Annotated in this window: 15 protein-coding genes and 1 pseudogene; 5 read left to right on the top strand and 11 right to left on the bottom strand. The window is 65.2% G+C overall.

Annotated elements, in window-relative coordinates:
• Nucleotides 1–79: 79 nt before the first annotated feature.
• Entirely contained in the window at nucleotides 80–1,282 is a 1,203-nt protein-coding gene (locus OKW39_RS30180; RefSeq protein WP_429564328.1) for an AAA family ATPase, read from the bottom strand.
• A 181-nt stretch (nucleotides 1,283–1,463) separates the two neighbouring features.
• Nucleotides 1,464–1,733: a hypothetical protein gene (locus OKW39_RS30185; RefSeq protein ID WP_090809776.1), complete on the bottom strand. Its 270-nt coding sequence runs from the start codon at nucleotides 1,731–1,733 to the stop codon at nucleotides 1,464–1,466.
• A gap of 1,037 nt (nucleotides 1,734–2,770) precedes the next feature.
• On the opposite strand from OKW39_RS30185, the gene OKW39_RS30190 reads away from it, so the two are divergent.
• The 3 genes from OKW39_RS30190 to OKW39_RS30200 all read left to right on the top strand — a co-directional run bounded on the left by OKW39_RS30190 (nucleotide 2,771) and on the right by OKW39_RS30200 (nucleotide 7,561).
• Nucleotides 2,771–3,040: a hypothetical protein gene (locus tag OKW39_RS30190; protein ID WP_429564329.1), complete on the top strand. Its 270-nt coding sequence runs from the start codon at nucleotides 2,771–2,773 to the stop codon at nucleotides 3,038–3,040.
• Nucleotides 3,041–3,059: 19 nt separating this feature from the next.
• Nucleotides 3,060–4,487 (top strand): sigma 54-interacting transcriptional regulator, encoded by a 1,428-nt coding sequence (locus OKW39_RS30195; RefSeq protein ID WP_429333810.1) that lies wholly within the window; start codon nucleotides 3,060–3,062, stop codon nucleotides 4,485–4,487.
• 416 nt (nucleotides 4,488–4,903) lie between these two features.
• Nucleotides 4,904–7,561, top strand: a complete 2,658-nt coding sequence (locus OKW39_RS30200; RefSeq protein WP_429564330.1) for a mechanosensitive ion channel domain-containing protein — start codon at nucleotides 4,904–4,906, stop codon at nucleotides 7,559–7,561.
• 34 nt (nucleotides 7,562–7,595) lie between these two features.
• On the opposite strand, the gene OKW39_RS30205 is transcribed toward OKW39_RS30200, so the two are convergent.
• The 7 genes and pseudogenes from OKW39_RS30205 to OKW39_RS30235 form a co-directional block, all read right to left on the bottom strand.
• Nucleotides 7,596–9,857: an ATP-dependent DNA helicase gene (locus OKW39_RS30205; RefSeq protein ID WP_429564331.1), complete on the bottom strand. Its 2,262-nt coding sequence runs from the start codon at nucleotides 9,855–9,857 to the stop codon at nucleotides 7,596–7,598.
• On the bottom strand, nucleotides 9,854–11,623 hold the full coding sequence (locus tag OKW39_RS30210; protein WP_429564332.1) for a VRR-NUC domain-containing protein: 1,770 nt from the start codon (nucleotides 11,621–11,623) through the stop codon (nucleotides 9,854–9,856). Before OKW39_RS30210 ends, OKW39_RS30205 begins: the two co-directional genes overlap by 4 nt.
• Before the next feature lie 69 nt (nucleotides 11,624–11,692).
• The gene (locus tag OKW39_RS30215) at nucleotides 11,693–12,277 is read right to left on the bottom strand and encodes a LutC/YkgG family protein (RefSeq protein WP_429564333.1); all 585 of its coding nucleotides are present in this window, start codon (nucleotides 12,275–12,277) and stop codon (nucleotides 11,693–11,695) included.
• A complete protein-coding gene (locus tag OKW39_RS30220; RefSeq protein WP_429564334.1) occupies nucleotides 12,264–13,667 on the bottom strand; it encodes a lactate utilization protein B in 1,404 nt (467 codons plus the stop codon). The genes OKW39_RS30215 and OKW39_RS30220 overlap by 14 nt, the downstream gene beginning before the upstream one ends.
• Nucleotides 13,664–14,407: a (Fe-S)-binding protein gene (locus tag OKW39_RS30225; protein WP_429564335.1), complete on the bottom strand. Its 744-nt coding sequence runs from the start codon at nucleotides 14,405–14,407 to the stop codon at nucleotides 13,664–13,666. Before OKW39_RS30225 ends, OKW39_RS30220 begins: the two co-directional genes overlap by 4 nt.
• Nucleotides 14,408–14,448: 41 nt before the next feature.
• A pseudogene (locus tag OKW39_RS30230) lies at nucleotides 14,449–14,940 on the bottom strand (FadR/GntR family transcriptional regulator); the annotation flags it as partial.
• Nucleotides 14,941–15,034: 94 nt separating this feature from the next.
• A complete protein-coding gene (locus tag OKW39_RS30235; RefSeq protein ID WP_429365528.1) occupies nucleotides 15,035–16,849 on the bottom strand; it encodes a S10 family serine carboxypeptidase-like protein in 1,815 nt (604 codons plus the stop codon).
• Between the two features lie 215 nt (nucleotides 16,850–17,064).
• Between OKW39_RS30235 and OKW39_RS30240 the strand changes: the two genes are divergently transcribed.
• The gene (locus tag OKW39_RS30240; RefSeq protein WP_429564336.1) at nucleotides 17,065–18,054 is read left to right on the top strand and encodes a ferritin-like domain-containing protein; all 990 of its coding nucleotides are present in this window, start codon (nucleotides 17,065–17,067) and stop codon (nucleotides 18,052–18,054) included.
• Between the two features lie 68 nt (nucleotides 18,055–18,122).
• On the opposite strand, the gene OKW39_RS30245 is transcribed toward OKW39_RS30240, so the two are convergent.
• Together OKW39_RS30245 and OKW39_RS30250 are read right to left on the bottom strand one after the other, a co-directional pair.
• The gene (locus OKW39_RS30245; protein ID WP_429564337.1) at nucleotides 18,123–19,316 is read right to left on the bottom strand and encodes a pyridoxal phosphate-dependent aminotransferase; all 1,194 of its coding nucleotides are present in this window, start codon (nucleotides 19,314–19,316) and stop codon (nucleotides 18,123–18,125) included.
• 215 nt (nucleotides 19,317–19,531) lie between these two features.
• On the bottom strand, nucleotides 19,532–21,019 hold the full coding sequence (locus OKW39_RS30250) for an RNA polymerase factor sigma-54 (RefSeq protein ID WP_429365531.1): 1,488 nt from the start codon (nucleotides 21,017–21,019) through the stop codon (nucleotides 19,532–19,534).
• Nucleotides 21,020–21,528: 509 nt separating this feature from the next.
• Between OKW39_RS30250 and OKW39_RS30255 the strand changes: the two genes are divergently transcribed.
• A complete protein-coding gene (locus OKW39_RS30255) occupies nucleotides 21,529–21,867 on the top strand; it encodes a BON domain-containing protein (protein ID WP_429365532.1) in 339 nt (112 codons plus the stop codon).
• Nucleotides 21,868–21,882 lie beyond the last annotated feature (15 nt).

Raw genomic sequence — 21,882 nt, forward strand, 5'->3', positions numbered from 1 at the left:
TGCAGCCGCAGACAATCATCCTCCGGATCTCGAGGTTCACCAGCAGAAGACCGGGCTCGAGCAGCGAGTAGACGTCGCCCTAGCCCCCCGGCTTCAATTGCGGCGGCAGATTCGGCCACGTCGCGAGCAACCTGCCGAGCATGCTCCTGCGGCGCTCCGCACTCGCGGGCCACAGCATGTTCGCGAGCAGCACGATGCCTTGCGCGAGCCCGCTGTCGCGCGCGCACGCGACGAGCGGCACGCCGCGGCTGAGCGCATCGTTGACGTGCTGATCGTCGCGCGGCAGTTGATGCGCGACCTTCGCGCCGAGCGTGCGTTCGAGCATCGGCAGATTGATCTGCGCGTCCTTGTCGTACTGGTTGACGACGACCCGCACCTTGCTGGACGGATGCCCCAGTTCGCGAAAGATATCGAGCATGCGGCGCGCGCCATGCAGGTACAGCGGGTTCTGCCGCACCACCATGCAGATGGCGTCGCTATGCGCGAGCGCGCGGATCGTCGACGGATTCAGGCTCGGGCCGACGTCGATCAGCACCGCGTCGTAGCGCTCGCGCACCAGCGTCAGAATCCGGTCCATCTGACCGGGCAGCAGTTCGGCGGCCTTCAACGGATCGCCGGCGCCGGCGAGCAGATCCAGGTTCGGGCACACGTGCATTGCGCACGCGTCGAACAGCGCCGGGTCGAGTTGCTCGTTGCGCGAGCATAGATCGACGAGCGTCATGGGCGGGGGGCGATTCGCCATCAGCAGGCTCGCGTCGGCGAATTGCTGGCTCAGGTCGATCAGCAGCACGCGCCGCTCACGCCGCGCGGCGAGCGCGCACGCGAGGTTGACCGCGATCAGCGTGGTGCCGCTACCGCCCTTGCTCGACGCCAGGGTGACCACGCGCGCGTGGCGCCGCCCGGGCTCGCGGCGCCGCGCTTCGATCTGCGCAAGCGCATCGACGACGGCCTGACGATCGAGCGGCCACGACAGCACCTGGCGCACGCCGACGCGCAGCGCCGCGCCGATCAGCGCGGTGGACGGTGCCGGCGTCACCAGCATGCAATGGAGCGTCGGCGCGCAGGCGAGCGTCTCCTCGATGCCGTCTAGTCCGCGGACGTTCAGATTGGCGTCGTCGACGATCAGCAGGTCGGCGCCGCGGACCACGCGCGCGTGCATCGGCAGTTGCCGGGCCGGGCCGAACGCGGTATGCAGCCGGTAACGCACGCCGCTCTCTTCGAGCCGCACGACGATTCGCTGCGCGTTTTCGATGCTCGCGGCAATCAGGAAGATGTCGATCATGGCAGCTCTGCGGCGCTTGGCGCGTCATGCGCGGGCTTTTATTCCAGTCGTCTGTTCACGATTGACGACGCAGGCTTCGGCGCGAGTTCCTTACCGCGACGCTCCTCCGTGAAAACCATGGGCCGGCAAACGGTGTTATCGAATTCCTGCGCGGTCGCTGCGAGCCGACGAGCGGCAAGCGTCAGAAGTCGGTTTCATCGTCGTCGCGCCGCTGCGCCGCGCTGCGTTCAGCGCGCACCGGCATGGCGTACAGCGCGTCGCGCAGCAGGTCGCGGCGGATCTCGGCTTGCGCTCGGCGCTCGAGCGCCTCGGCGACGACGAGCGTCAGCAGATCGATCGACGAGCCCGCCGCCTGCGCGAAAAAGCGCGCTCGCGATGCCGCGACATACCGCCGGTAAGTGCTTCTGGTTCCTCCCGAAGCGGCCGGCCTGCGAATCACTTGTGGTTTCATGTCAGTCCCCGATGTCGAGCAGATTTGCGCCAGGTCACGCCGTCTGGTCTCAGCGCCCCGGCCGTTGGGCCAGGTCGCCGTGCCCGTGCCAACCCACGGACACGGCCCCTGGTTCACCTCGTACATTCGTCTCTCTGTGGAGACTAGCGTCTCTCCCCGCTTCGTCGCGCCGGCCGGTCCTGATCCGGCGCTGCCCCTTCCCTTTGCGGCGCGTCGCTCGCGAACGTTGCCAGCGCGTTGCCTGTCGTTATCGCCACCCTTTTCGCGTCGTGAGGACAAAAAGTCGAAAAGGAAAAACGGCGAAGTCGTTGCCCTTTTTTCGTCCGGTTTTGAATGGCCGCCAAACCGGTCCGCCACTCACCCGTTTGCTAACGTATTCAAGAAGGCCCCGCCGCGCTCCCGCAAACACCCGATGGCTTCCCCGACCATGTCTGCGAGTGACTTTTTTACCGCCGGTCTTTTTTAATCCGGTTTTCCCCGTACCGTCGACCTGGCGGCAAAACATTTTTCTGTGCAGACCTTATTGCAACGGTTATGCCAACACGCGTTCGAATTTGTAAGGCGCCCGCCAAAGCTTCACTCTGCCGAGAAATCGGTTTGCTTTTGACGCAGTGCGAACCGGCCCGATTTTTGGCGTGGCGCGCATTGATTCGTTTCTGACACGCCAAAATCGCCGCGCGCTGGCCGCAAAGCGCGCCTCCCGCTCCGTCTCGCCAGCCTGCTGACAGGCCGCGGGGCCGGCCGCACGTGGCTTCGCCGCTCCTTCCGGTTGGCAAAGCGCCCCACCCGGCGCGGCAAAGCGCATTCGACTCGCGCTGTCCAATCTGTCGCAACTGTGAAACATGACTGCTCGCGCCCCGTCCGTTTTAGTCACGCCTTAATACCAGGGCAATTGCCACGCAATGTGCGATTGCGCGCATAACCGGCCTTGACCGCTTATTCATTAGTGATCCGTGTTAATCCGAAAATCCAATCCGCATTCTTCATCCATGTTTCTTTGTCTGGCGCTTTCAGGCGCTTTCGCTTATCGTTAGGCCATGCGCCAATCAGAGCGCTTCTATCAGGTCAACGAGGCAAGCCACGGTTCAAGTGGTTTTCACGGTTCGGGGGAAAAATCGCCGGGCAGTTTCAGCAATGAACGACAAGGTCGCCGCCATTGCATGAATCGGTCCGCCATGCAGCGCGTTCCGGTTCGCGCCGCGCTTGAAGCGTGTCCCTTGTTCGTGATTGCTGCTGTCGTGAATGCGTCGCAGCCGGAGTGCAGCAACTGGCCGCCTGAATCTCACAACGTCGCACGGCAGTCCTGAGGATCGAACAGGGGGAACCATGACTACGACTTGCACGCCGGCCGATATGGAACGCACGGTTCTGTACGTGGCGAACACGCCCGACCAGAAACTCGTCGAGTTTCTGGCCGCGTCGGGATGGCAAGCCGTGCACGCAAAAAGCACGGCCGTGGCGGAACGCATGATCGAACGCGGCAACATCAAGGTCGGTCTCGTTCAGTTGCCCGAAGATTGCACGTCACAGCAGCTGTCCGCGCTCGCGCTGTGCATGCGCCGCGTCGAAACCAACTGGGTCGCGCAGATCGTGCCGGGCCAGGCCGACAACGAGCTGGTCAGCCGTTTCATCCTCGATTACTGCTTCGACTTCGTCACGCAGCCGTGGCTCAACGAGCGGCTCATGTTTGCGCTCGGCCACGCGCATGGGCTGTCGAGCCTGCGTCAGCCGCGCGTCGTGCCGGAGCCGTCGCTCGGCCGCCACGGCATGGTCGGGCAATGCGAGCCAATGCAGCAGCTCTACCGGCGCATCGACAAATGCGGCGTGACCGATGCGCCGGTGTTCATCGCGGGCGAATCGGGCACCGGCAAGGAGCTGACCGCTCGTGCTATTCACGACCGCTCGCCGCGCGCAGGCCGCACGTTCGTCGCGATCAATTGCGCGGCGATTCCGCCGAGCCTGTTGCAGGCCGAACTGTTCGGCCACGAGCGCGGCGCTTTTACCGGCGCGGTGCAACGCAAGCTCGGCCGGATCGAGAGCGCGCATGAAGGCACGCTGTTTCTCGACGAAATCGGCGACATGCCGCACGAATGCCAGGCGGTGCTGCTGCGCTTCCTGCAGGAAGGCACGATCGAGCGGCTTGGCGGCAACGGTCCGATCAGCGTCGACGTGCGCGTGATCTCGGCCACCCACGTCGATCTGGAGCGCGCCGTCGAAGACGGGCGTTTCCGTTCCGACCTCTATCACCGGCTGTGTGTGCTGCGCCTCGTCGAGCCGCCATTGCGCGAGCGCGGCGGCGACATCAAGCTACTCGCCAATTACGCGCTCAGCATGTACAAGCAGGACGGCGCACGCAAGCTGCGCGGCCTGTCGAGCGACGCGATCGTCGCGATGTCGAACTATCCGTGGCCCGGCAACGTGCGCGAGCTGATCAACTGCGTGCGCCGCGCGGTCGTGATGAGCGAGGGCCGCTTCATCACCGCGAGCGACCTCGGTCTACCCGAAGCTGACAATGGCCCGGCGGTCACGCTGGCGGAAATCCGCAGCAAGGCCGAAAAGGATGCGATCGAGAACGCGCTGCTGCGGCATGGCTACAAGCTGTCCGATGCGGCGGCCGAACTGGGCATTTCGCGCGCGACGCTGTACCGGCTGATGCACGCGAACCGGCTGCATCAGGAGCCGGCCGGACGCGGCGCGAGCAGCGGCCCCCATGCCGATGACGAAGCAGAGCGGCAGACCTCTTCAGTGGCATAAGCGCGGATTTAAGCGTTTTTTGTAGTGAACGCTTAGCAGCGCACGGTCACGGCGATTGAGCATTCCCGACTTTCCGCGCTCTGCCCGCACGTAGCGTGGTCGTCGAGAACATCCTCGCGCCGCCGCCAGCATGGCCACCCGGCAAGCGGCCTCCTACCTCCTGCGCCGCCCCGCCCACGGGGCTTTCCGGGCAAGCTTTCTGCTGCCTTCGACAGGCCTGCCGGCCATCATCGGCTATCCTGTCGGGTCAACGCCCCGCCCGAAGGGCGCCGTTCTCGCGGCGTTTTCGCCCGTCCGGCGGGCCTCCGCCGCAGGAACTTCAGCGCCCCGCCCCGTGTCGGTCCCGGGTCACCCCGCTGAAACAGCCCATGTTCCGGCACAATCGTCCGCACTGGCTTCATCCCGCTTTACACCCTATGCAAAAATTTCTGCGTGTCTGTTTTTTCATTTTTCTGCTCACAGGCGCGGCGCCCGTCTTCGCCGCCGCGCCTGAGTCTGCCCATCCCACGCCCGCGACACCCGCTTCCGCCGCCGTCACGCTGACACCTCAGCAGGCTCGCGACGCGCTCGCTGTCCTGAACGACCCCAAACGCCGCGCGCAAGTCGCCGATACGCTGCAAGCGATCGCCGCGGCCGGCGCGTTGAGCGCGCCGGCCGCATCCGCGCCGGCGGCGGCGTCGGCGCCCGCCGCCGCAAGCGGCGCAGCCGCGCTCGTGCCGGACGCGTTCAAATCCAATGGCCTCGCCTCGCAACTCGCGCGCGAGGGCGCGCATTACGCCGGCCATCTCGCGACCTCGCTGCGCGGCTCGATCGCCGCGCTGCTCGACGTCGCGTCGGTGCGCGCATGGTGGAACTGGCAGTTCGCCAATCCGCACGCGCGCGCGGTGCTGTTCGGGGTGCTGTGGTCGCTGCTGGCCGCGCTGATCCCCGCTCTGGTGCTCGAATGGCTGGCGCGGCGGCTGCTGCGGCGCGTCTATCGGGCGATCGCCGCGCGCCGCGAAGCCGCGCTGCAGAATGACAACGACAACTCACCGCCGCCCGCGCACGCCGCCGGCGCCGCGCCGGCAGGTCATCCGCCCACCAGCACGCCGCCGCTGCCCCCGCTGTCATCGGCGCCGTCAGTGCTCGAAGCGGAGGCGCAAGCCGTCGCGACTGGCCCGGCCGCGCCGTACGCGACGCCATCCGCCAAAGGCCGCGCCATCGAAGCCGAAGGCAAGCGCAACGCGACGCACCACTGGACGCTGCTGCAACGTCTGCCGCGCGCGTTGCTGATCACGCTGGCGCGGCTCGTGCCGATCGCGGTGTTCCTCGGCGCGGCGAGCGCGCTGATGTCGATCTTCGCCGGCAACGGCACGCCGCAGGATCGCGCGCTCGATTCGCTGATCGACGTCTATGTGGTGTGCCGCTGCGTCGTGATCGTCGGCGCGTTCTTCCTGCAGCCGAGCGCACCGCGTCTGCGGCTGCTGCGCATGGGCGATGCGTGGGCCGCGTTCGTGCTCGGCTGGATCGTGCGAATCGTCAGCGTGGTCGGCGCCGGCGTCGCGCTAGCCGAAGTCGCGCAGGCGCTTGGCATGAACGACGCCGCGCATCTCGCGCTGCTGAAAGTGGTCGCACTCGCCGGTCACGTGATGATCTCGATCCTCGTGCTGCGCTGCGCGAAACCGGTCGCCAACCGGATCCGCAATCGCTTCGCCGCTCACGAGTCGTTGGAGATGTTCGGCAACGCGTTCGCGGACGCGTGGGCCGTGGTGACCGTGGTCATCGTGATGGGCCTGTGGTTCGTGTGGGCTTTCGACGTACGGAACGGCTATCACGCGCTCGTGAATATCGGCGGCATGACGCTCGCGATACTGATCGGCGCGCGGCTCGTGTCGATCGTGATCTTCGGCGCGCTCGCGCGCATCTTCCATGTGCAGGACGAGGCGTCACACTCGCTCGTGCATCAGCACGCCTACCGATACTATCCGGCGCTGCGGCGCGTGATCGGCTGGATCATCGGCAGCGTCACCGCGCTGGTGCTGTTGCAGGCGTGGGGCGTCGACGTCGTCGATCTGTTCCGCAGCGGCACGATCGGCCACCGGCTCGCCTCGGCGCTCGCGACGATCGCCGTCGCCGCGATCATCGCGCTGGTGGTGTGGGAGATCGTCAACGTGTCGGCCGAACGTCGCCTCGATAACTGGACGAGCAGCGGCGATCTGGTGCGCGCCGCGCGTCTGCGCACCTTGATGCCGATGCTGCGCACCGCGCTGTTCTGCGTGATCGCGCTCGTCGTCGTGCTGACCGGCCTGAGCCAACTCGGCGTGAACATCGGCCCGCTGCTCGCGGGCGCGAGCATCTTCGGCGTCGCGCTCGGCTTCGGCTCGCAGAAGCTCGTGCAGGACTTCATCACCGGCATCTTTCTGCTGATGGAAAACGCAATGCAGGTCGGCGACTGGGTCACGCTCGCGGGCGTGTCGGGCACCGTCGAATATCTGTCGATTCGCACGGTGCGGCTGCGCGGCGGCGACGGCTCGCTGTTTACGGTGCCGTTCAGCTCGGTGTCGACCGTGAACAACACGAATCGCGGCATCGGCAACGCGGCGGTGCGCGTGAATATCGTGTTCGGCCAGGACGTCGAGCGCGCGATCGAGACGCTGAAGGAAATCGGCGCATCGCTGCGCACGGACGACAACTTCAAGGACGGCATCCTGGCGGACTTCTCGTTCTGGGGCGTCGATGCGGTCGACGGTTCGGCGATCACGCTGGCCGGCCAGATGCAATGCCGCGATACGTCGCGCTGGGGCGTGCAACGCGAATTCAACCGACGCATCCTCGAACGCTTCAGCGAACTCGGCATCGAGATCGCGAATCCGCAGCGTCATCTGCTCACGTGGGACCCGGCGAGCAAGGCCAGGTTCGATACGGCCCCGCCGCGCGAACGCCATGGCAACCGGCCGGACGGCGACGCCGCGGGGGACGGTCACGCTCCGCACAAGGGCGACGCGCCGCTCGACGACCAGATCCCGGTTGATCCGAGCCCGGCCGGCGGCCCTGGTACGCCCGGCAATCCGGGCTCGACCTCGCCGCACGCGTGACGCGTCGCGCGCGTAAAGGTTCGCTAGCGCGGCGCTAGCGAACCTGCCACCAGCGCGGCAACAGGCGCCGCACTTCCGGCCTGCGAAAGCGGTCGTCGATCAGATGCACGACGCCGCGGTCCTCTTCGGTGCGGATCACGCGCCCTGCCGCCTGCACGACTTTCTGCAAACCCGGATACAGGTACATGTAGTCGTAGCCATTGCCGAAGCGCGCATCGAGCGCGCGGCGCATCTGCTCGTTGACGTCGTTGATCTGCGGCAGACCGAGCGTCGCGACGAACGCGCCGATCAGTTGCTGCCCGGTCAGATCGACACCCTCCGAAAACGCGCCGCCGAGCACCGCGAAGCCGATGCCCTGATTCATCGTCCTGAAGCGCGCGAGAAACGCATCGCGCGCGGCTTCGTCCATGCCGGGTTCCTGCGCCCACACCGGCAAGCCGGGGTGCCGCTCGCGCAGCAGCGCGACCACGCGTTGCAGATAGTCGAAACTGCTCAGGAACCCGAGATAATTGCCCGGCTGGGAGTCATACTGCTTCGCGATCAGCTCCACGATCGGCGCGAGCGAGCGGTCGCGGTCACGCCAGCGCGTCGACACATGAGCGGCCACGTGCACCTGCAACTGCTCCGCGCGAAACGGTCCCTCGACGTCGAGCCATTGCGTGTCCTCGGCTAGCCCAAGCGTGTCGCGATAGAAATGCTGCGGATTCAGCGTGCCGGAGAACATCACCGTGGTACGCGCGGCCGCATACCGCGGCGCGAGGAACGGCGCGGGGATCACGTTGCGCACGCAGAGCGTCGCATTGGTTTTGTCGCGCGGCGCGTAGCGGTCGGCGCTCAATGTCACGTCGAACATCGAGTGCTCGCCGAACTGCTCGGCGAGCGCGACGAAGTGCATCGCGTCGAAGAAAACGCGCAGCGCATGTTCGTCGATCGACAACGGCGCGTCGGCGAGCTGATCCGTTACCGCGCCGATCAGATTCTGCGCGGCGCACAGCAATTTGCCGGGCACCTCCGCATACACCTGATAGCTGGACGTCTGCGTGCGCTTCACCGCATTCCACTCGCGCTGCAAGCGTTCGAGCGGCTTCTTCAGCGCCGCCGGCGCGCTCTTGCGCGCGAGCCGGAACGCGCTTTGATCTAGCGACGCGGTATACATGCGCCGCGCGCGTTCGAGCAGGTTGTGCGCTTCGTCGACCAGCACGCCGACGCGCCACTGGTTGATCTGCGTGAGCGCATGCAGCATCGCGCTCCCGTCGTAGTAGTAGTTGTAATCGCCGACGGTCACGTCGGCCCAGCGCGCGAGCTCCTGCGACAGATAGTACGGACAGATATTGTGCGTGAGCGCAGCCTCGCGCACCGCCGCGCGATCGAGCCGTGGCGTCGCCAACGCGGCGGCGCGCGCCGCATCGAGACGGTCGTAAAAGCCGCGCGCGAGCGGACAGGACTCGCCGTTGCAGGCTTTGTCCGGATGCTCGCAGGCTTTGTCGCGCGCGACGAGTTCGAGCGTTCTGAGCGGCAACGGCGCGCTCTGGTGCAGCGAGTCGATCGCATCGAACGCGAGCGCGCGGCCCGGCGTCTTCGCGGTCAAAAAGAACACGCGATCGAGCCGGTCTTCGCCGCAGGCTTTCAGCAACGGAAAAATCGTCGCCAGCGTCTTACCGATACCGGTCGGCGCCTGCGCCATCAACGGCTTGCCGTCGCGTGCCGCGCGATACACGGCCACCGCGAGCTCGCGCTGCCCGCGCCGAAACCGCCCATACGGAAACTGCAATGCGACGAGCGCCGCGTTGCGCGCGACGCGATGCGCGTCTTCCTGCACGGCCCAATCGAGAAATCGTTCGCACTGTTCAACGAAGAAGATTTCGAGTTCGCGCGCGCTGTGCTGCTGCGTCAGCACGGTTTCCTTCTGACTGCCGATATCGAAGTACACGAGCGCGATCGTCAGCTCGCCGAGCCCGCGCGCCCGGCACAGCAGATGCCCATACACGAGTGCCTGCGCCCAATGCAGCGCGCGATGATTCGCGGGCATACGCGCGAGATCGCCGCGATACGTCTTCACTTCTTCGAGCCGGTTCGCGATTCCGTCGTAGCCGTCCGCGCGGCCACGCACGGTCAGACTGCGATGCGTGCCCGTCAGCGTGAGTTCGGTTTCGTAGCCGCTCGCGCGACGGCCGGCGACCATCTGATGACCCGCGATGCCTTCGAGCGAAGTCGGCGCGGGCGTGAAGCGCAGATCGAGATCGCCGCGCCGAGCGGTGAATTCGCACATCGCGCGGACGGCCACCACGTAGCTCATACGACGCGCTCCGCTGCGGCTTGCGTCGCGGCGTCCGCTTCGCTCTGCGCCTCTTGCCCGGCCCAGCGCACGTCGACGACGCGCACTGGCATGCCGTGCTGCGCGCAGTACGCGAGCCAGCGGATCTGGTTGTCCTGCAGACGATCGCCGGGGCCTTTCACCTCGATCAGTTCATAGCGACGCTCGGCCGGCCAGAACCGGATCAGGTCGGGCAAGCCCGAACGATTGCCGCGAATGTCGCGCAGCAAGCGCTCGAAGCACAGCTTCAGATGCGCGGCGGGCAGACAGTCGAGCGCGAGCGCGATGAGCTCGGGCGTCAGCAGTCCCCAGAATACGAACGGCGACTGCATGCCGGCCTTGTCGTGCAGATGCCGCAGAATCGTGTCGCGATAGACGCCGTTATCGAGCTGCGCGAAGCACGCGGCGAACTGTGTGGCGCGACGCGCGTGAAAGTCCGGCGCGTGCAGATCGGCCGGTCCGCGTTGGAACGGATGAAAAAACGCGCCGGGCAACGCCGTGAACACCGGCTCCCAGCACAGCAGGCCGAACAGCGAATTGATCAGCGCGTTCTCGACGTAGTGCACCGGCGCGGCGTCGCTGCTCAAATGATCGCGCACCAGGTACTCGACGGCCACCGGCGTATCAGGCTTCGGCAACACCAGCGTGCCTCGCTCCACAGGCCTCGCCGCTGCTGCGCGCGGCACCGGCTCGCCGCACTTGCGCCGCAAGCGCGGCAACATCCGGGCGACGCGCTGCGCCTCTTCTTCGCTCTCAGGCGCGACATCGGCCTGCGAGGCCAGCGCCAGCGCTTCGCCGTGACGCTCGCTGCGCTCGAGCACGCGCATGCGTCGAAGACGCGCGCCGGGCCAAGCGCACGCGTCGTACACCGCGAGCGCGGTGTCCCACTGCCCGCGCCGCTCGCAATCCTGGCCGATCCGGAACAGTAGTTTCGCGCGACGCATTTCGAGCCACGGATTCGCGGTGCCGATCGAGCGGACGGTCGCGATCAGTTCGTGAAGGGTGGGGGTGCCGGTGCCGACCGGTAGCCATTCGAGCGCTTCGCGGCACGCGTGCAGCGCGAGATAAACGTCGACGTCCGCGCGTTGCTGGAACGCGCGCGACAAACGGCCGAACGCGACCTTCTCGTACTGGAACACGCCAAGATCGGCGAGCACGAACTCCGACCAGTCCTGATGCAGATTGCCGAAGAACATCAGGCGCAAGCGATCGCACAACGGCGCGATCGCGACGTGCAGCACGCGGTCCGTAGAAGCGTCGTGCCAGGCGGCGAGCGGACGTGATGTGCACGCTTGCGCGTCGCCGCTTGCGGTTTCGTAAGACTCGCGCAGCGTTTCGAGCAGATCCGGTTTGCGCAAAGCCTTTGCTCCGGGAATCCGCGCGATCGCGTCCGAGAAAATGTCCAGCAATTGCGCCCGCGTGCTGAGCGCAAACAGGTTGTCGAGAGACAGGGCCGGCTCGGTGTCGATCCAGCGATGCACCGTCATCGGCATCGCCGCCTGCAACGGACAGCCGATTTCGTCGTAAGCCAGGCGGCTCGCGCGGAATAGCATGCCTTTGCGCATCAGCATGCGCACCAGCAGCGCACGCGATGCCTGCGGCAACGTAGCAAAAGTTTCCAGAAAAGCGTGCTCTTCGTCGTCGAGCAGATCGTCGTAACGCGCGGCGAGCCACGCAAGCGCGCGCTCGAAATTCAGCAGGTAGTAAGGGGCTTCAGAGCGGATCTCTGAGCGAGCATCGGTTGCCACGGACTTTGTGCGGGACCTGTATGTTTATACAGTGATGATAGCAAAGTCCGGCGCTGCAACCGCCGCGCATCAGCCCGCGAGCCACACGACCGTCAGCGAGCGCACGCCCTGCGCGCCGCGAATCAGTACGCCCTCGATATCGGCGGTGGCCGAAGGGCCGGTAACGAGCGCCGCGTAGCGCGCCCTGCGGAAATCGTCGCGACGATAGACGTCTTGCAGTCCATCGAGCAATTGCGCCGGATCGAGCAGCACGACCAGATGCTGAACGATATAGCCCAATGCATTGACCACATATTCGCGCTCGCTAAACCACACCGAGCCGGTTTCGGCGACGCCAAAGCGCGCACGGACCAACCCGACGTCGACGTCCTGCAGCGATGCGGGGTCCGTATCCGCGCCGATCCCGCGCGTGCCCGGCACTTCGGCGCTCGCCGATGCGATCGATGCCGCCGCGCCAAAACGCTCGCGGATCAGATCGCTGACGTCGCTGGCGCTGGCCGCTTCGACGCAAGTGCCGCCCATCGTTTGCAACGCCGCCGTGAAGCGCGCCCGCAGATCGCCGCCAACCGCTTCGAACAGCGGCACGTCGGGACGCGGCCGCGCGGCCGGTTGCGCGGCGCGCACCTTGGCGAGAAAAGCCTCACGCGTTGTCATCGCCGCCTCCGCGATTCTTTTTGTACCAGGCATGAAAAGTCATCTTCGGCGCCTCCGGCAATTCGCGCTGCCGGCCCCAGATATTCAGAGGGTTGTACAGCACGAAATTCGGCAGCCGCCGCAACGCGCTGCCCATCGACGACACCGTCGCGCGATACAAGGTCGGACTCGATAGCAGACGCCCCGCCATCTTCAGGACCTCCTGCTTCACGAACGGCACTTCGTGCTGCTCGGCGATCACCGCGCGCCACTTATAGATCTGCTCGTGAATGTTGATCTTCACCGGACACACATTCGTGCAACTGCCATTGAGTGTCGATGCGAACGGCAACGCGCTATAGCGTTTCAGATCGAACGTCGGATTGATGATCGCGCCGATCGGCCCCGAATAGGTGCCGCCATACGACAGGCCGCCGCTGCGTCGATAGACCGGACACGTATTCATGCACGCGCCGCAGCGGATGCATTTGAGCGAGTACCAGAAGTCCTCCATCGCGAGCCGTTCGGAGCGGCCATGATCGACGAGGATGAAATGCATCTCGGTGCCCGGCCGCGGCGCACGAAAATGCGACGTGTACTGCGTGATCGGCGAACCCAATGCGCTGCGCGACAGCATGCGCACGAACACGCCGAGATCCGACACCTTCGGTATCAGCTTCTCGATTCCGATCGATGCGATATGCAGCGGCGGCACGTTCGCCGAAAGATCGGCATTGCCTTCGTTCGTGCAGACGACGACCGTGCCCGTTTCCGCCACCGCGAAATTGCAGCCGGTCATGCCAGCCGTTTTCTCGCGCACGAAATACGGCCGCGTGTTCATGCGCTGGCTTTCGGCCAGATAGTGGATATCGCTATTCTTCGGATCGGTGCCGATGGTCCGGCCGAACAGCTCGGCCACGTCCGCGCGCAGCTTGTGCACGGCCGGCACGACCATATGACTCGGCTCCTGATGATCGAGCTGCTGGATGCGCTCGCCGAGGTCCGTTTCCATCACGGTAATGCCGCGCGGTTCGAGATACTCGCGCATCCGGCATTCGTCGGTCAGCATCGACTTGCTCTTCACGAGCGTCGTCATGCCGCGCTCGGACATCAGCTTGTGGACGATCGCGTTGTGCTCTTCCGCGCTCGCTGCCCAATGCACGACCACGCCATTGGCCTCGGCCGCCGCCGCGAACTGCTCCAGGTAGTCGGCCAGATGCGACAGCGTGTGTTCCTTGATGCCCGACGCCAGCGAGCGCAACGTTTCCCATTCGGCAATGCCGTGCGCCTGCGCGTCGCGCTTCTCGCGCAGGTCCCACAGACGCTTGTCGTGAAACGCGACATGCTCGGTCTTGCTGATGAAAGAACCCGCGGCTTTGGCGTGATCGATGCGGTGATGGTCGCCGCTCATGCGCGTGCTCCATTGAGAACCTGCGCGATATGAATGAAGCGCGCGTCGGCTTTCATGCGTTCCGCGCAACCCTGCTGGTGCATCAGGCACGACATGTCGCCCGAAACGATGTACTCGGCGCCCGCATCCAGATGGTCGCGCACCTTGTCCTGCCCCATGCGCACCGACACCGCCTCTTCGGTGACCGAGAACGTGCCGCCAAAACCGCAACATTCGTCGGGCCTCGCCGGCTTGACGAACTCGATGCCCTTCACGCCTTCGAGCAACGCGCGCGGCTTCGAAAACGGCGTGCCGGCGATTTCCGACGCCGACGCCTGCTTCAGATGACGCAGCGCGCTGCAACTGGTGTGTAGACCGACGCGGTGCGGAAACTCGGCCCACGGAAATTCGCGCGCGCCGATCACGTCGTGCAGAAACTCCACCAGTTCGTAAGCGCCTGCGCGTACTTTCTTCACTTCGTCGGTCTGCTCGAGCGCGCTCAGATGTTCGCGCACGTGATGAATGCAACTCGCGGACGGCCCGACGATGTAGTCGTAACCCGCGAAGTTGCGCGCGAATAGTCGCTCCGTGGCGGCGGCGTCCGCATGCGCGCCGCTATTGGCCATCGGCTGGCCGCAGCAAGTCTGCTGCTGCGGATAGTCGACCCCGATGCCGAAACGTTCGAGCAGTTCGAGCGTCGCGATACCGACCTCGGGATAGAACGCGTCGATAAAGCACGGGATAAACAGCGCGACTTTCATAGGCTCTTCAGGAAAAGCGGCGGGAACGATGTCTGTTGACCGGTGTGGTCGGCGATCGCGAGATGAAACGCGGCATCGAGTTCGGCGAGATTCGCTCGATCGCGCGACAGCGACGCGGCCTTCAACGCCTCGAACGCCGCGCGGATTTTCTTCAGATCGGTGGCGGTTGCGCGCTGCGCGACATAGACCGTCGAAATCGCTTCGAGCCCCTGGCGCAACTCCAGAATGTCGGCACTGGTGCGCGGATTCTGCAGCAACAGTTCGGCAAGCGGCTTCGAGATGATGGGCGCGGTCACGTCGACCACCGTGAAACCGCCGCGCCCCGACGTTTCGATGTAACCGTCCGCCTCCAGCCGGATCAGCGCCTCGCGCAGCGATGGTCGCGACACGCCGAGCTGCGCCGCGAGATCGCGCTCGGCCGGCAGACGGTCGCCGGGCATCAGCGTGCCCTCCGAGATCAGTTGCTTGATCTGGTCGGACACCACGTCGGAAATGCGCTTGCGCGCGAAGGACGGAATCGGGGTGAATGGCATAAGCGGCGAACGATGAAGCCGGTTGACAGAGCGCGCGGCTACTCCACGGTGCGGGGAATTATACCTTTCGACACCATGCGACGATTCGCCGATCTCAACGCGGCTGCCCCGTATAAAAGCTCACAAGGTCACGCTTCATCGCGTGCAGCGCGGCATCGTCGAGATACACCATATGGCCGGTCGGATAGTAGGCGATGCGCACGTTCTCGCGCAGCGACCGATCGAGGCCGAGATGCGCGAGCGCATATTCGGTCGCATAGAACGGCGTGGCGAGATCGAAGTAGCCGTTCAGCGATAACACCCGCAACTGCGGATTCTGCCGCATCGCTTCGGCCAGATCGCCGCCCGCGTAGGGCAGCTCGAGCCGTTCGCCCCACCATTCGCGATGTTTCCAGTCCCATTGCTTCAACGCGTCGTCGCTGAACACCACGTAACGGTCGCTTGGCGTGTAGTGCAGGTCGTCCGACAGATGCTGATGAAGCGCCGCATTGAACGCATTCGACACGCTGCTCACCGACGCATCGAAGTCCGGATCCTCCGATGCATCGTCGTAGTTCAGGCCTTCGAAACGTGCATCGTAGCGGCCCACGCTGCGCGACTCGTTGCGCAGCAACTCGTTTCGAAAACGCGACGGATAAAGGCGCAGACGGTTACGCTTCACGAACCCCACGTCCAATCCGGTGAAGTACGCGATGCGCGCGGCGATCGCGGCGCGCTGATCGTCGGGCAGCGCATCGCCCTGTTCGAGCGCCTGCGCATAGGGTCCGCGGGCGAAGGCGCGTGCTTCGTCGAGAAAGGCCGGCAGGCTCGCGGGCTTCGGCGTGACCTTGTCGTGATACCACGCGATCGCCGCGAAACTCGGCAGATAACTCTCGCTCCTGAAATCGTTGCCGGGCGCGAACGCCGCGGAATTGAGCACCGACGACAGCAGGATCACGCCGTTCAGCGCGATATTGTTCTGCCCCAACTGATAAGCGAGCATCGCGGCGCGCGCGGTGCCATACGATTCGCCGAGCAGGTACTTCGGCGAATTCCAGCGCTGATTCACCGTCAGATAACGGTCGATGAATTGCGCAAACGCACGGACGTCCTGATCGACGCCCCAGAAGTCCTTGCCCGTGCCATGCCCGACCGGTCTCGACAGGCCCGCGCCGACCGCGTCGATGAACACCAGGTCGCTGGTGTCGAGGAGGCTGTCGGGGTTGTCGTCGAGCGTGTACGGCGCGGGCGGCGTGCTCGCGGGGCTCGCGGTGCGCACGCGTTTCGGGCCGACCGAGCCCATCATCAGGAATACGCTGCCGGCGCCCGGGCCGCCGTTGAACAGAAAGGTGATCGGACGCGTCGCAGGCGTCCTGCTCGGCACCGTGTACGCGACATAGAACACGCTCGCGTTCGGCGCGCCGGTCTTGTCGTGCAGCAACAGATTGCCCGCGCTCGCCGTGTAGTCGAGCTTGCGGCCGTTCAGGCGAAGCGAATGCGTGGTGACGCTGGTGGTTTCGGGTGGCACGGGAATCGCGGGCGTCGAAGCCCTGTCGTTGCGAGGCGTTGCCGTCGCGTCGGCCGAGTCCGGTGCATTCGATGCAGCCTGCGTGTCGCCACGCGCAGCCGTCCGCCTGCGCGGCTCGCCGTTCGGGCGCGCCGTCATCGCGTGCGGCTCGCTCGATTCGCCGACCGGCGACGCGTTCGCCTGCGGCCCCTGGCGTGGCGCGATCGGCGCGAATGCGGCGGCGTCCGTGCTTCCCCCCGTTGCCGTGCTTTCCGAGGTGCTCGACGCATCGGCCTGTTCGGCTGCCATGCACCGTTCGCCGAACGGCACCACACCAGCGACAGAAAGCGTCACCATCAGCGCGGCGGCCGCTAATCCGGCTGTCAGCAAGCGGCGCAATGAAGAACAGAAGCGATGGATCATGAAGTTTTCCGCGACGAGTCGAAACGCGCTGGAATCGGGCTAGCCGACTTCGGGAGCACACCCGGCGCTCGATTCTTGACGCAAGTTTGCGCGGCGTCAACCGTCGGCGTCACAGCACGCCGAACATTACAAAGCGCTTTTTCCTCGACGTGGCGCAGACCTGCGCAGTCATGGCAGAATCGACAGCGCCTTCGTCGCCTTGTCGAGAATACCCAATGGACCAACTGGTACTGGATGCATTCGACGCTGCCGCGCTGATCCCCGGCTTTCGCGCGCCGCAACTGCCGCACGAGCAGCCCGACCCCTCGACCCTCGACGCCGCCGACCACGCGATGCGGCACTGGACTAGCACCGTCAACGGACCGCTGGCGCCCGGCTCCGACGTGCACCGGCAGGAAATGTGCCGCATGTTTCGCGAGACCTTCAATCCGTATCGCCCGGCCGTGCTTGCATGGCCGCAGCTCGAAGCCGCGACGCTCAAGCGCATCGTCGATCTGCCGATCTGGGACATCGCCGTACAAACCGAAGGCAGGGCGCGCCTGCGCATGGCCGCCTACGCGGCCACGCTCGACACCCCGGAGCTGCGCGACGCACTTGCGCTGAACGCGTGGGAAGAGAACCGCCATAAGGAAGTGCTGTCGCGCATGGTGCATGCGTATGGCATCGCGCTCGCGACCGAGCCGTCGTACGTCTATCCGAAAGACACGGAACGGGCTTACCTCGTGACCGGCTATAGCGAATGTATCGACAGCTTCTTCGCGTTCGGTCTGTTCGAGGTGGCGCGGCGCTCGGGCCTGTTCCCGCCGGCACTGACCGAGACATTCGAGCCGGTGATGCAGGAAGAGTGTCGCCATATTCTGCTGTTCGCGAACTGGGTCGCGTGGCATCGCGCGCAGCTTTCATGGTGGCAGCGCATCCGCTTCGAGCTCAAGGTGGCGGGCGTGTGGGCGTTTCTGGTGTGGGAGCGCATTGGGCTCGCACGTGCGATGGATGCTGACGGCAACGTCCATGAGCACGATAACAACTTCACGGTAAACGGCGCGCAGTCGGTAACGGATGTCGATATTAGCGTGCCCGAATTGATGCAACTGTGTCTTCAGGAAAACGAACGTCGATTCGCTGGGTATGACCCACGGCTGTTGCGGCCAGAAACGATGCCTCGGCTGGTGCGCTTCGGCTTGAAATTCGTGCGCAGGAAAAAGTAAGCCGCGTCGAACGCACTGCCCAGCCACCTTCGGCTGGCCGTGGTGCCCACCGACCGGATCGTCGCAATCTACAACCCACCGCCCTCTCGGCCCCGCCCCCTTTCCACGAAACGCGCGATCCTCTCGCACGCCTCGATCAATCGATCCTCGCCCACCACCAGCCCCAACCTCACGAAGCCGTTCGCCGTCTCCCCGAACGCACTCGCGTCGAGCACGGCCACGCCTTGTGCGCGAAACAGCTGCCATGTGAACTCGGTCGTATCGAGCCCGGTCCCGCTGACGTCGACCATCATGAACATGCCCGCTTCGGGCAACAGGCACCGCAAGCCCGGCACACGATGCAAGCGCTCGAACACGACGTCGCGCCGCCGCCGGTAGATCTCGCGAATATCGGCGACGATCTCCGCCCTGTTCTCCAAAGCCGTCAACGCGGCCTGCTGGATGAAACCCGGCAGGCCGTACAGCATCGCGAGCGCGAGCCGCGCCATGTGCTCGATCAGCGTCGCGGGCCCGATTGTCCAGCCGACACGCCACCCCGCCATCGCATGCGACTTCGACAGGCTGCCGAGCGTGACCGTGCGCTCCGCCATGCCGGACAGCGACGCAATGCTCACGTGATCGCGTTCGAACGTGAGTTCCGCATAGACCTCGTCGGACAGCACCCACAGGTCGTGCTCGCATGCGAGCCGCGCGATGCGCTCGAGATCGGCGCGCTGCATCACCACGCCGGTCGGGTTGCACGGCGTCGCGAAGAAAATCGCCCTCGTGCGCGGCGTGATCGCCGCTTCGAGCGCGTCGCAGTCGACGTGAAACGCGCGCGCCGGATCGACCGGCACCGCGACGAGCGTCGCACCCGCCGCGCGCACGCAGGCCTCGTAGGTCAGATACATCGGCTCGGGAACGATCACTTCGTCGCCCGCTTCGAGCAGGCACAGCGACACCGCGAACACGCCGTTTTGCGCGCCGGCGGTCAGCACCACGTTGGCGGCGCTCACGTCGCATCCCGTCGTGCGCGCGTGCTCGGCGGCGATCGCGGCGCGCAGCGGCTCGCGACCGGCCATCGCCGTATAGTGCGTATCGCCGGCCCGCAACGCATCGATGGCGCGCTCGACGATCGGCACGGGCGTCGAGAACTCGGGATCGCCAACGCTCAGCACGATCACGTCTTCGCCCCTGGCAGCCGCCTGCTGCGCGACCCGATGAATTTCCCACGCCGACGTGCGCCGCCCTTGCAGTCGCTCGACCAGATTCGAATACTTCATTGCGCTCACCCGTTGTTGTGCGGTCCGATCCGCCGATCTCTTTCCAATTGACCCGCCAATGTAAAGGCACGCCGGCGAAACGTCCAGATACGAAAAAGGGTCATGCGAGCGGATAACCTCGCATGACCCTGTGCGCAATGTACTGCTGTTTGAATGACTGCTTTGCTTCAAACCCCCGCCAGGTTTATTTCAACCCCCGTTAAAACTTCGGCGCTTCAAAGCTGCCGGCGCAGTTCAGCCGGCGGCACCTTCATCAGATGCCGGTATTTCGCCACCGTGCGTCGCGCGACCAGCACGCCCTGATCCGCGAGCATCTTCGCGAGCGTCACGTCCGACAGTGGATCACGCGTATTTTCCGCGGCGATCATCTCCTTGAGCAGCGCGCGCACCGCGGCGGCCGAGCAGGTTCCGCCGCTTTCGGTGCCGAGCTCGCGCGGGAAGAAATGCTTGAACTCGAAGATGCCGCGCGGCGTCGCCATATATTTGTTGCCCGTCGCGCGCGAGATCGTGGATTCGTGCAGGCCCAGCTCGTCAGCCACGTCACGCAGCACCATCGGCTTCAGCGCGATCTCGCCGTACAGGAAGAATGCCTTCTGATGCGCGACGATGCATTCGGCAACCCGCTGGATCGTATCGAAGCGCTGTTGCGCGTTGCGGATCAGCCAGCGCGCCTCCTGCAGCTGCTGCGCGAGCGGCGAACGGCTCGCGCCGGCCGACTGCGCGAACAGCTGCGCATACATGCGATGGATTCGCGCCCGCGGCTGCACCGCCGGATTGATCGACACGACCCACTTGTTGCGCACCTGACGCACGATCACGTCGGGCACGACATAGTTATCCTCGGTGCGGCCGTAGCAATTGCCGGGCTTCGGATCGAGCTTGCGCACCAACGCGCAAGCCACACGCAATTCCTCCGCGCTGCAGCCGATCTGTTTTTGCAACTCGGCCTGCTCGCGGCGCGCGAGCCTTTCCAGATGATGCTCGGCGATCTGCCGCGCGACGTCGCGTCCCGGCGTATTGGCGGGTAGCGCATTGATCTGCAGCGCGAGGCATTCCGATAGCGAACGCGCGCCGAGCCCCGGACGATCGAGCGCCTGCACGAGGCGCAACGCCACCAGCAGTTCTTCCTCGGTCAGCGTGGGTTCCAGATCGACGCTATCGGCCAGGTCGGCCAGCGACTGCCGCAGATAGCCGTCGTCGTCGAGCGCCTCGATGATGAAACGGGCCACCGCGCGATCGCGGTCGTCTAGCCGGTACAGGCGCAACGCGTCGTGCAACTGTTCGCGCAGCGTGGGTTGCGAGCGAGCCCAATCGGCCGGATCGCTGCCGTCCGCGTCGCCGTTCTGGCGCATCGAGTTGCGCGAACCGTAGTCGCCGGAAAAATCGGCGGGCATGTCGTCCTGGCCCGCGCTTTCGAGCGTATCGCTACCGGCGCTTTCCGCCGGCAGTCCGTCCGGCTCGGCGGCGGCAAGCGTATCGACAGCGGGCGGCGCGTTGGCGTCTTCACCCTCGCCTGGCGTCGTGCCGGCGAGCGCGACGTCTTCCGCTTCGGATGAGTCGTATTCGAGGAACGGATTGGTATCGAGCGCCGTGCGCAATTCCTGCTGGAACTCGAGCGCCGACAATTGCAAGAGCCGCACCGACTGCTGAAGACGAGGCGTCAGTGCGAGAGACTGCCTTGTACGAAGTTCCATTGAAGGCATTGGAGTGATCCCGTTCGTTAATAGCCTCAGACTCAACGAGCCGAGTTCACTGACCAATGCAACGTCCGTACCAGATCGCGCAAGACGCTGTTTTGATTGCGCTTTGTTTATTCAGGCGGATGAATTGCCCTGACCGGGCGCGCCGGTTTTTACAAACGGCAGGCAACTTCCGGTCCCTTTCTTCACCTCTCCGGCGGCCTCGCGCATGGCCGCATTGCAACGGTATTCGTCAGTCGAAACTCCCCGGTGCACGCGCCTTTCGCGAGCGGCATGGATTGGCTCGCAGCCGGCAGGCACGATGGTTGCGGAGCGACGGTGTGTGGACGGACGCCGCCCTTCGCAAACGCCTCGATCGAGCGCGGATGCGAGTACAGCGTCCGGTGTCGAGAAACGGGCCCCTGACGGTACCGTAGCGGCGACGACCCCACGTGTCTCATCAGCGGCTTCGGCCGCGATCGGCCACCGGCCAACAAGACCGCCATTTTCATTACCACCTGATGGAGAGAACCATGAAGACGATCCAGCTTCTAAAGACCGCAGGCAGCATCGCCGTCATCGCGTTCGCGCTGAACGCGAACGCCCAGACCAGCGCTTCGGCCCCGCCAGCGTCGTCGGAAAGCATCGGCCAGCATATCGACGATGGCACCATCACGACCAAGGTCAAGGCTGATCTGCTTGCCGCGAAGAACGTCAAATCGACGCATATCCACGTGAAGACCCGCAAGGGCGTCGTGTGGCTCACGGGTTCGGTGCCTTCGGCGGACGACAAGTCCGCCGCCGAAGATGTCGTGCAAAGCGTGAAGGGCGTGACCAGCGTGAAGAACCATCTGAAGGTCGCGGCTGACTGATATCCGCGCGATTGG

Origin of the sequence: Paraburkholderia sp. MM6662-R1, assembly GCF_050436245.1 — a bacterium.
In the GTDB taxonomy this organism is placed as follows: domain Bacteria; phylum Pseudomonadota; class Gammaproteobacteria; order Burkholderiales; family Burkholderiaceae; genus Paraburkholderia; species Paraburkholderia tuberum.

Excerpts from the sequence above, each read along its gene's own strand:
- OKW39_RS30180 (WP_429564328.1), bottom strand. The coding sequence starts at position 1,282 with ATGATCGACATCTTCCTGATTGCCGCGAGCATCGAAAACGCGCAGCGA.
- OKW39_RS30185 (WP_090809776.1), bottom strand. The coding sequence starts at position 1,733 with ATGAAACCACAAGTGATTCGCAGGCCGGCCGCTTCGGGAGGAACCAGA.
- OKW39_RS30190 (WP_429564329.1), top strand. The coding sequence starts at position 2,771 with ATGCGCCAATCAGAGCGCTTCTATCAGGTCAACGAGGCAAGCCACGGT.
- OKW39_RS30195 (WP_429333810.1), top strand. The coding sequence starts at position 3,060 with ATGACTACGACTTGCACGCCGGCCGATATGGAACGCACGGTTCTGTAC.
- OKW39_RS30200 (WP_429564330.1), top strand. The coding sequence starts at position 4,904 with ATGCAAAAATTTCTGCGTGTCTGTTTTTTCATTTTTCTGCTCACAGGC.
- OKW39_RS30205 (WP_429564331.1), bottom strand. The coding sequence starts at position 9,857 with ATGAGCTACGTGGTGGCCGTCCGCGCGATGTGCGAATTCACCGCTCGG.
- OKW39_RS30215 (WP_429564333.1), bottom strand. The coding sequence starts at position 12,277 with ATGACAACGCGTGAGGCTTTTCTCGCCAAGGTGCGCGCCGCGCAACCG.
- OKW39_RS30220 (WP_429564334.1), bottom strand. The coding sequence starts at position 13,667 with ATGAGCGGCGACCATCACCGCATCGATCACGCCAAAGCCGCGGGTTCT.
- OKW39_RS30225 (WP_429564335.1), bottom strand. The coding sequence starts at position 14,407 with ATGAAAGTCGCGCTGTTTATCCCGTGCTTTATCGACGCGTTCTATCCC.
- OKW39_RS30235 (WP_429365528.1), bottom strand. The coding sequence starts at position 16,849 with ATGATCCATCGCTTCTGTTCTTCATTGCGCCGCTTGCTGACAGCCGGA.
- OKW39_RS30240 (WP_429564336.1), top strand. The coding sequence starts at position 17,065 with ATGGACCAACTGGTACTGGATGCATTCGACGCTGCCGCGCTGATCCCC.
- OKW39_RS30245 (WP_429564337.1), bottom strand. The coding sequence starts at position 19,316 with ATGAAGTATTCGAATCTGGTCGAGCGACTGCAAGGGCGGCGCACGTCG.
- OKW39_RS30250 (WP_429365531.1), bottom strand. The coding sequence starts at position 21,019 with ATGCCTTCAATGGAACTTCGTACAAGGCAGTCTCTCGCACTGACGCCT.
- OKW39_RS30255 (WP_429365532.1), top strand. The coding sequence starts at position 21,529 with ATGAAGACGATCCAGCTTCTAAAGACCGCAGGCAGCATCGCCGTCATC.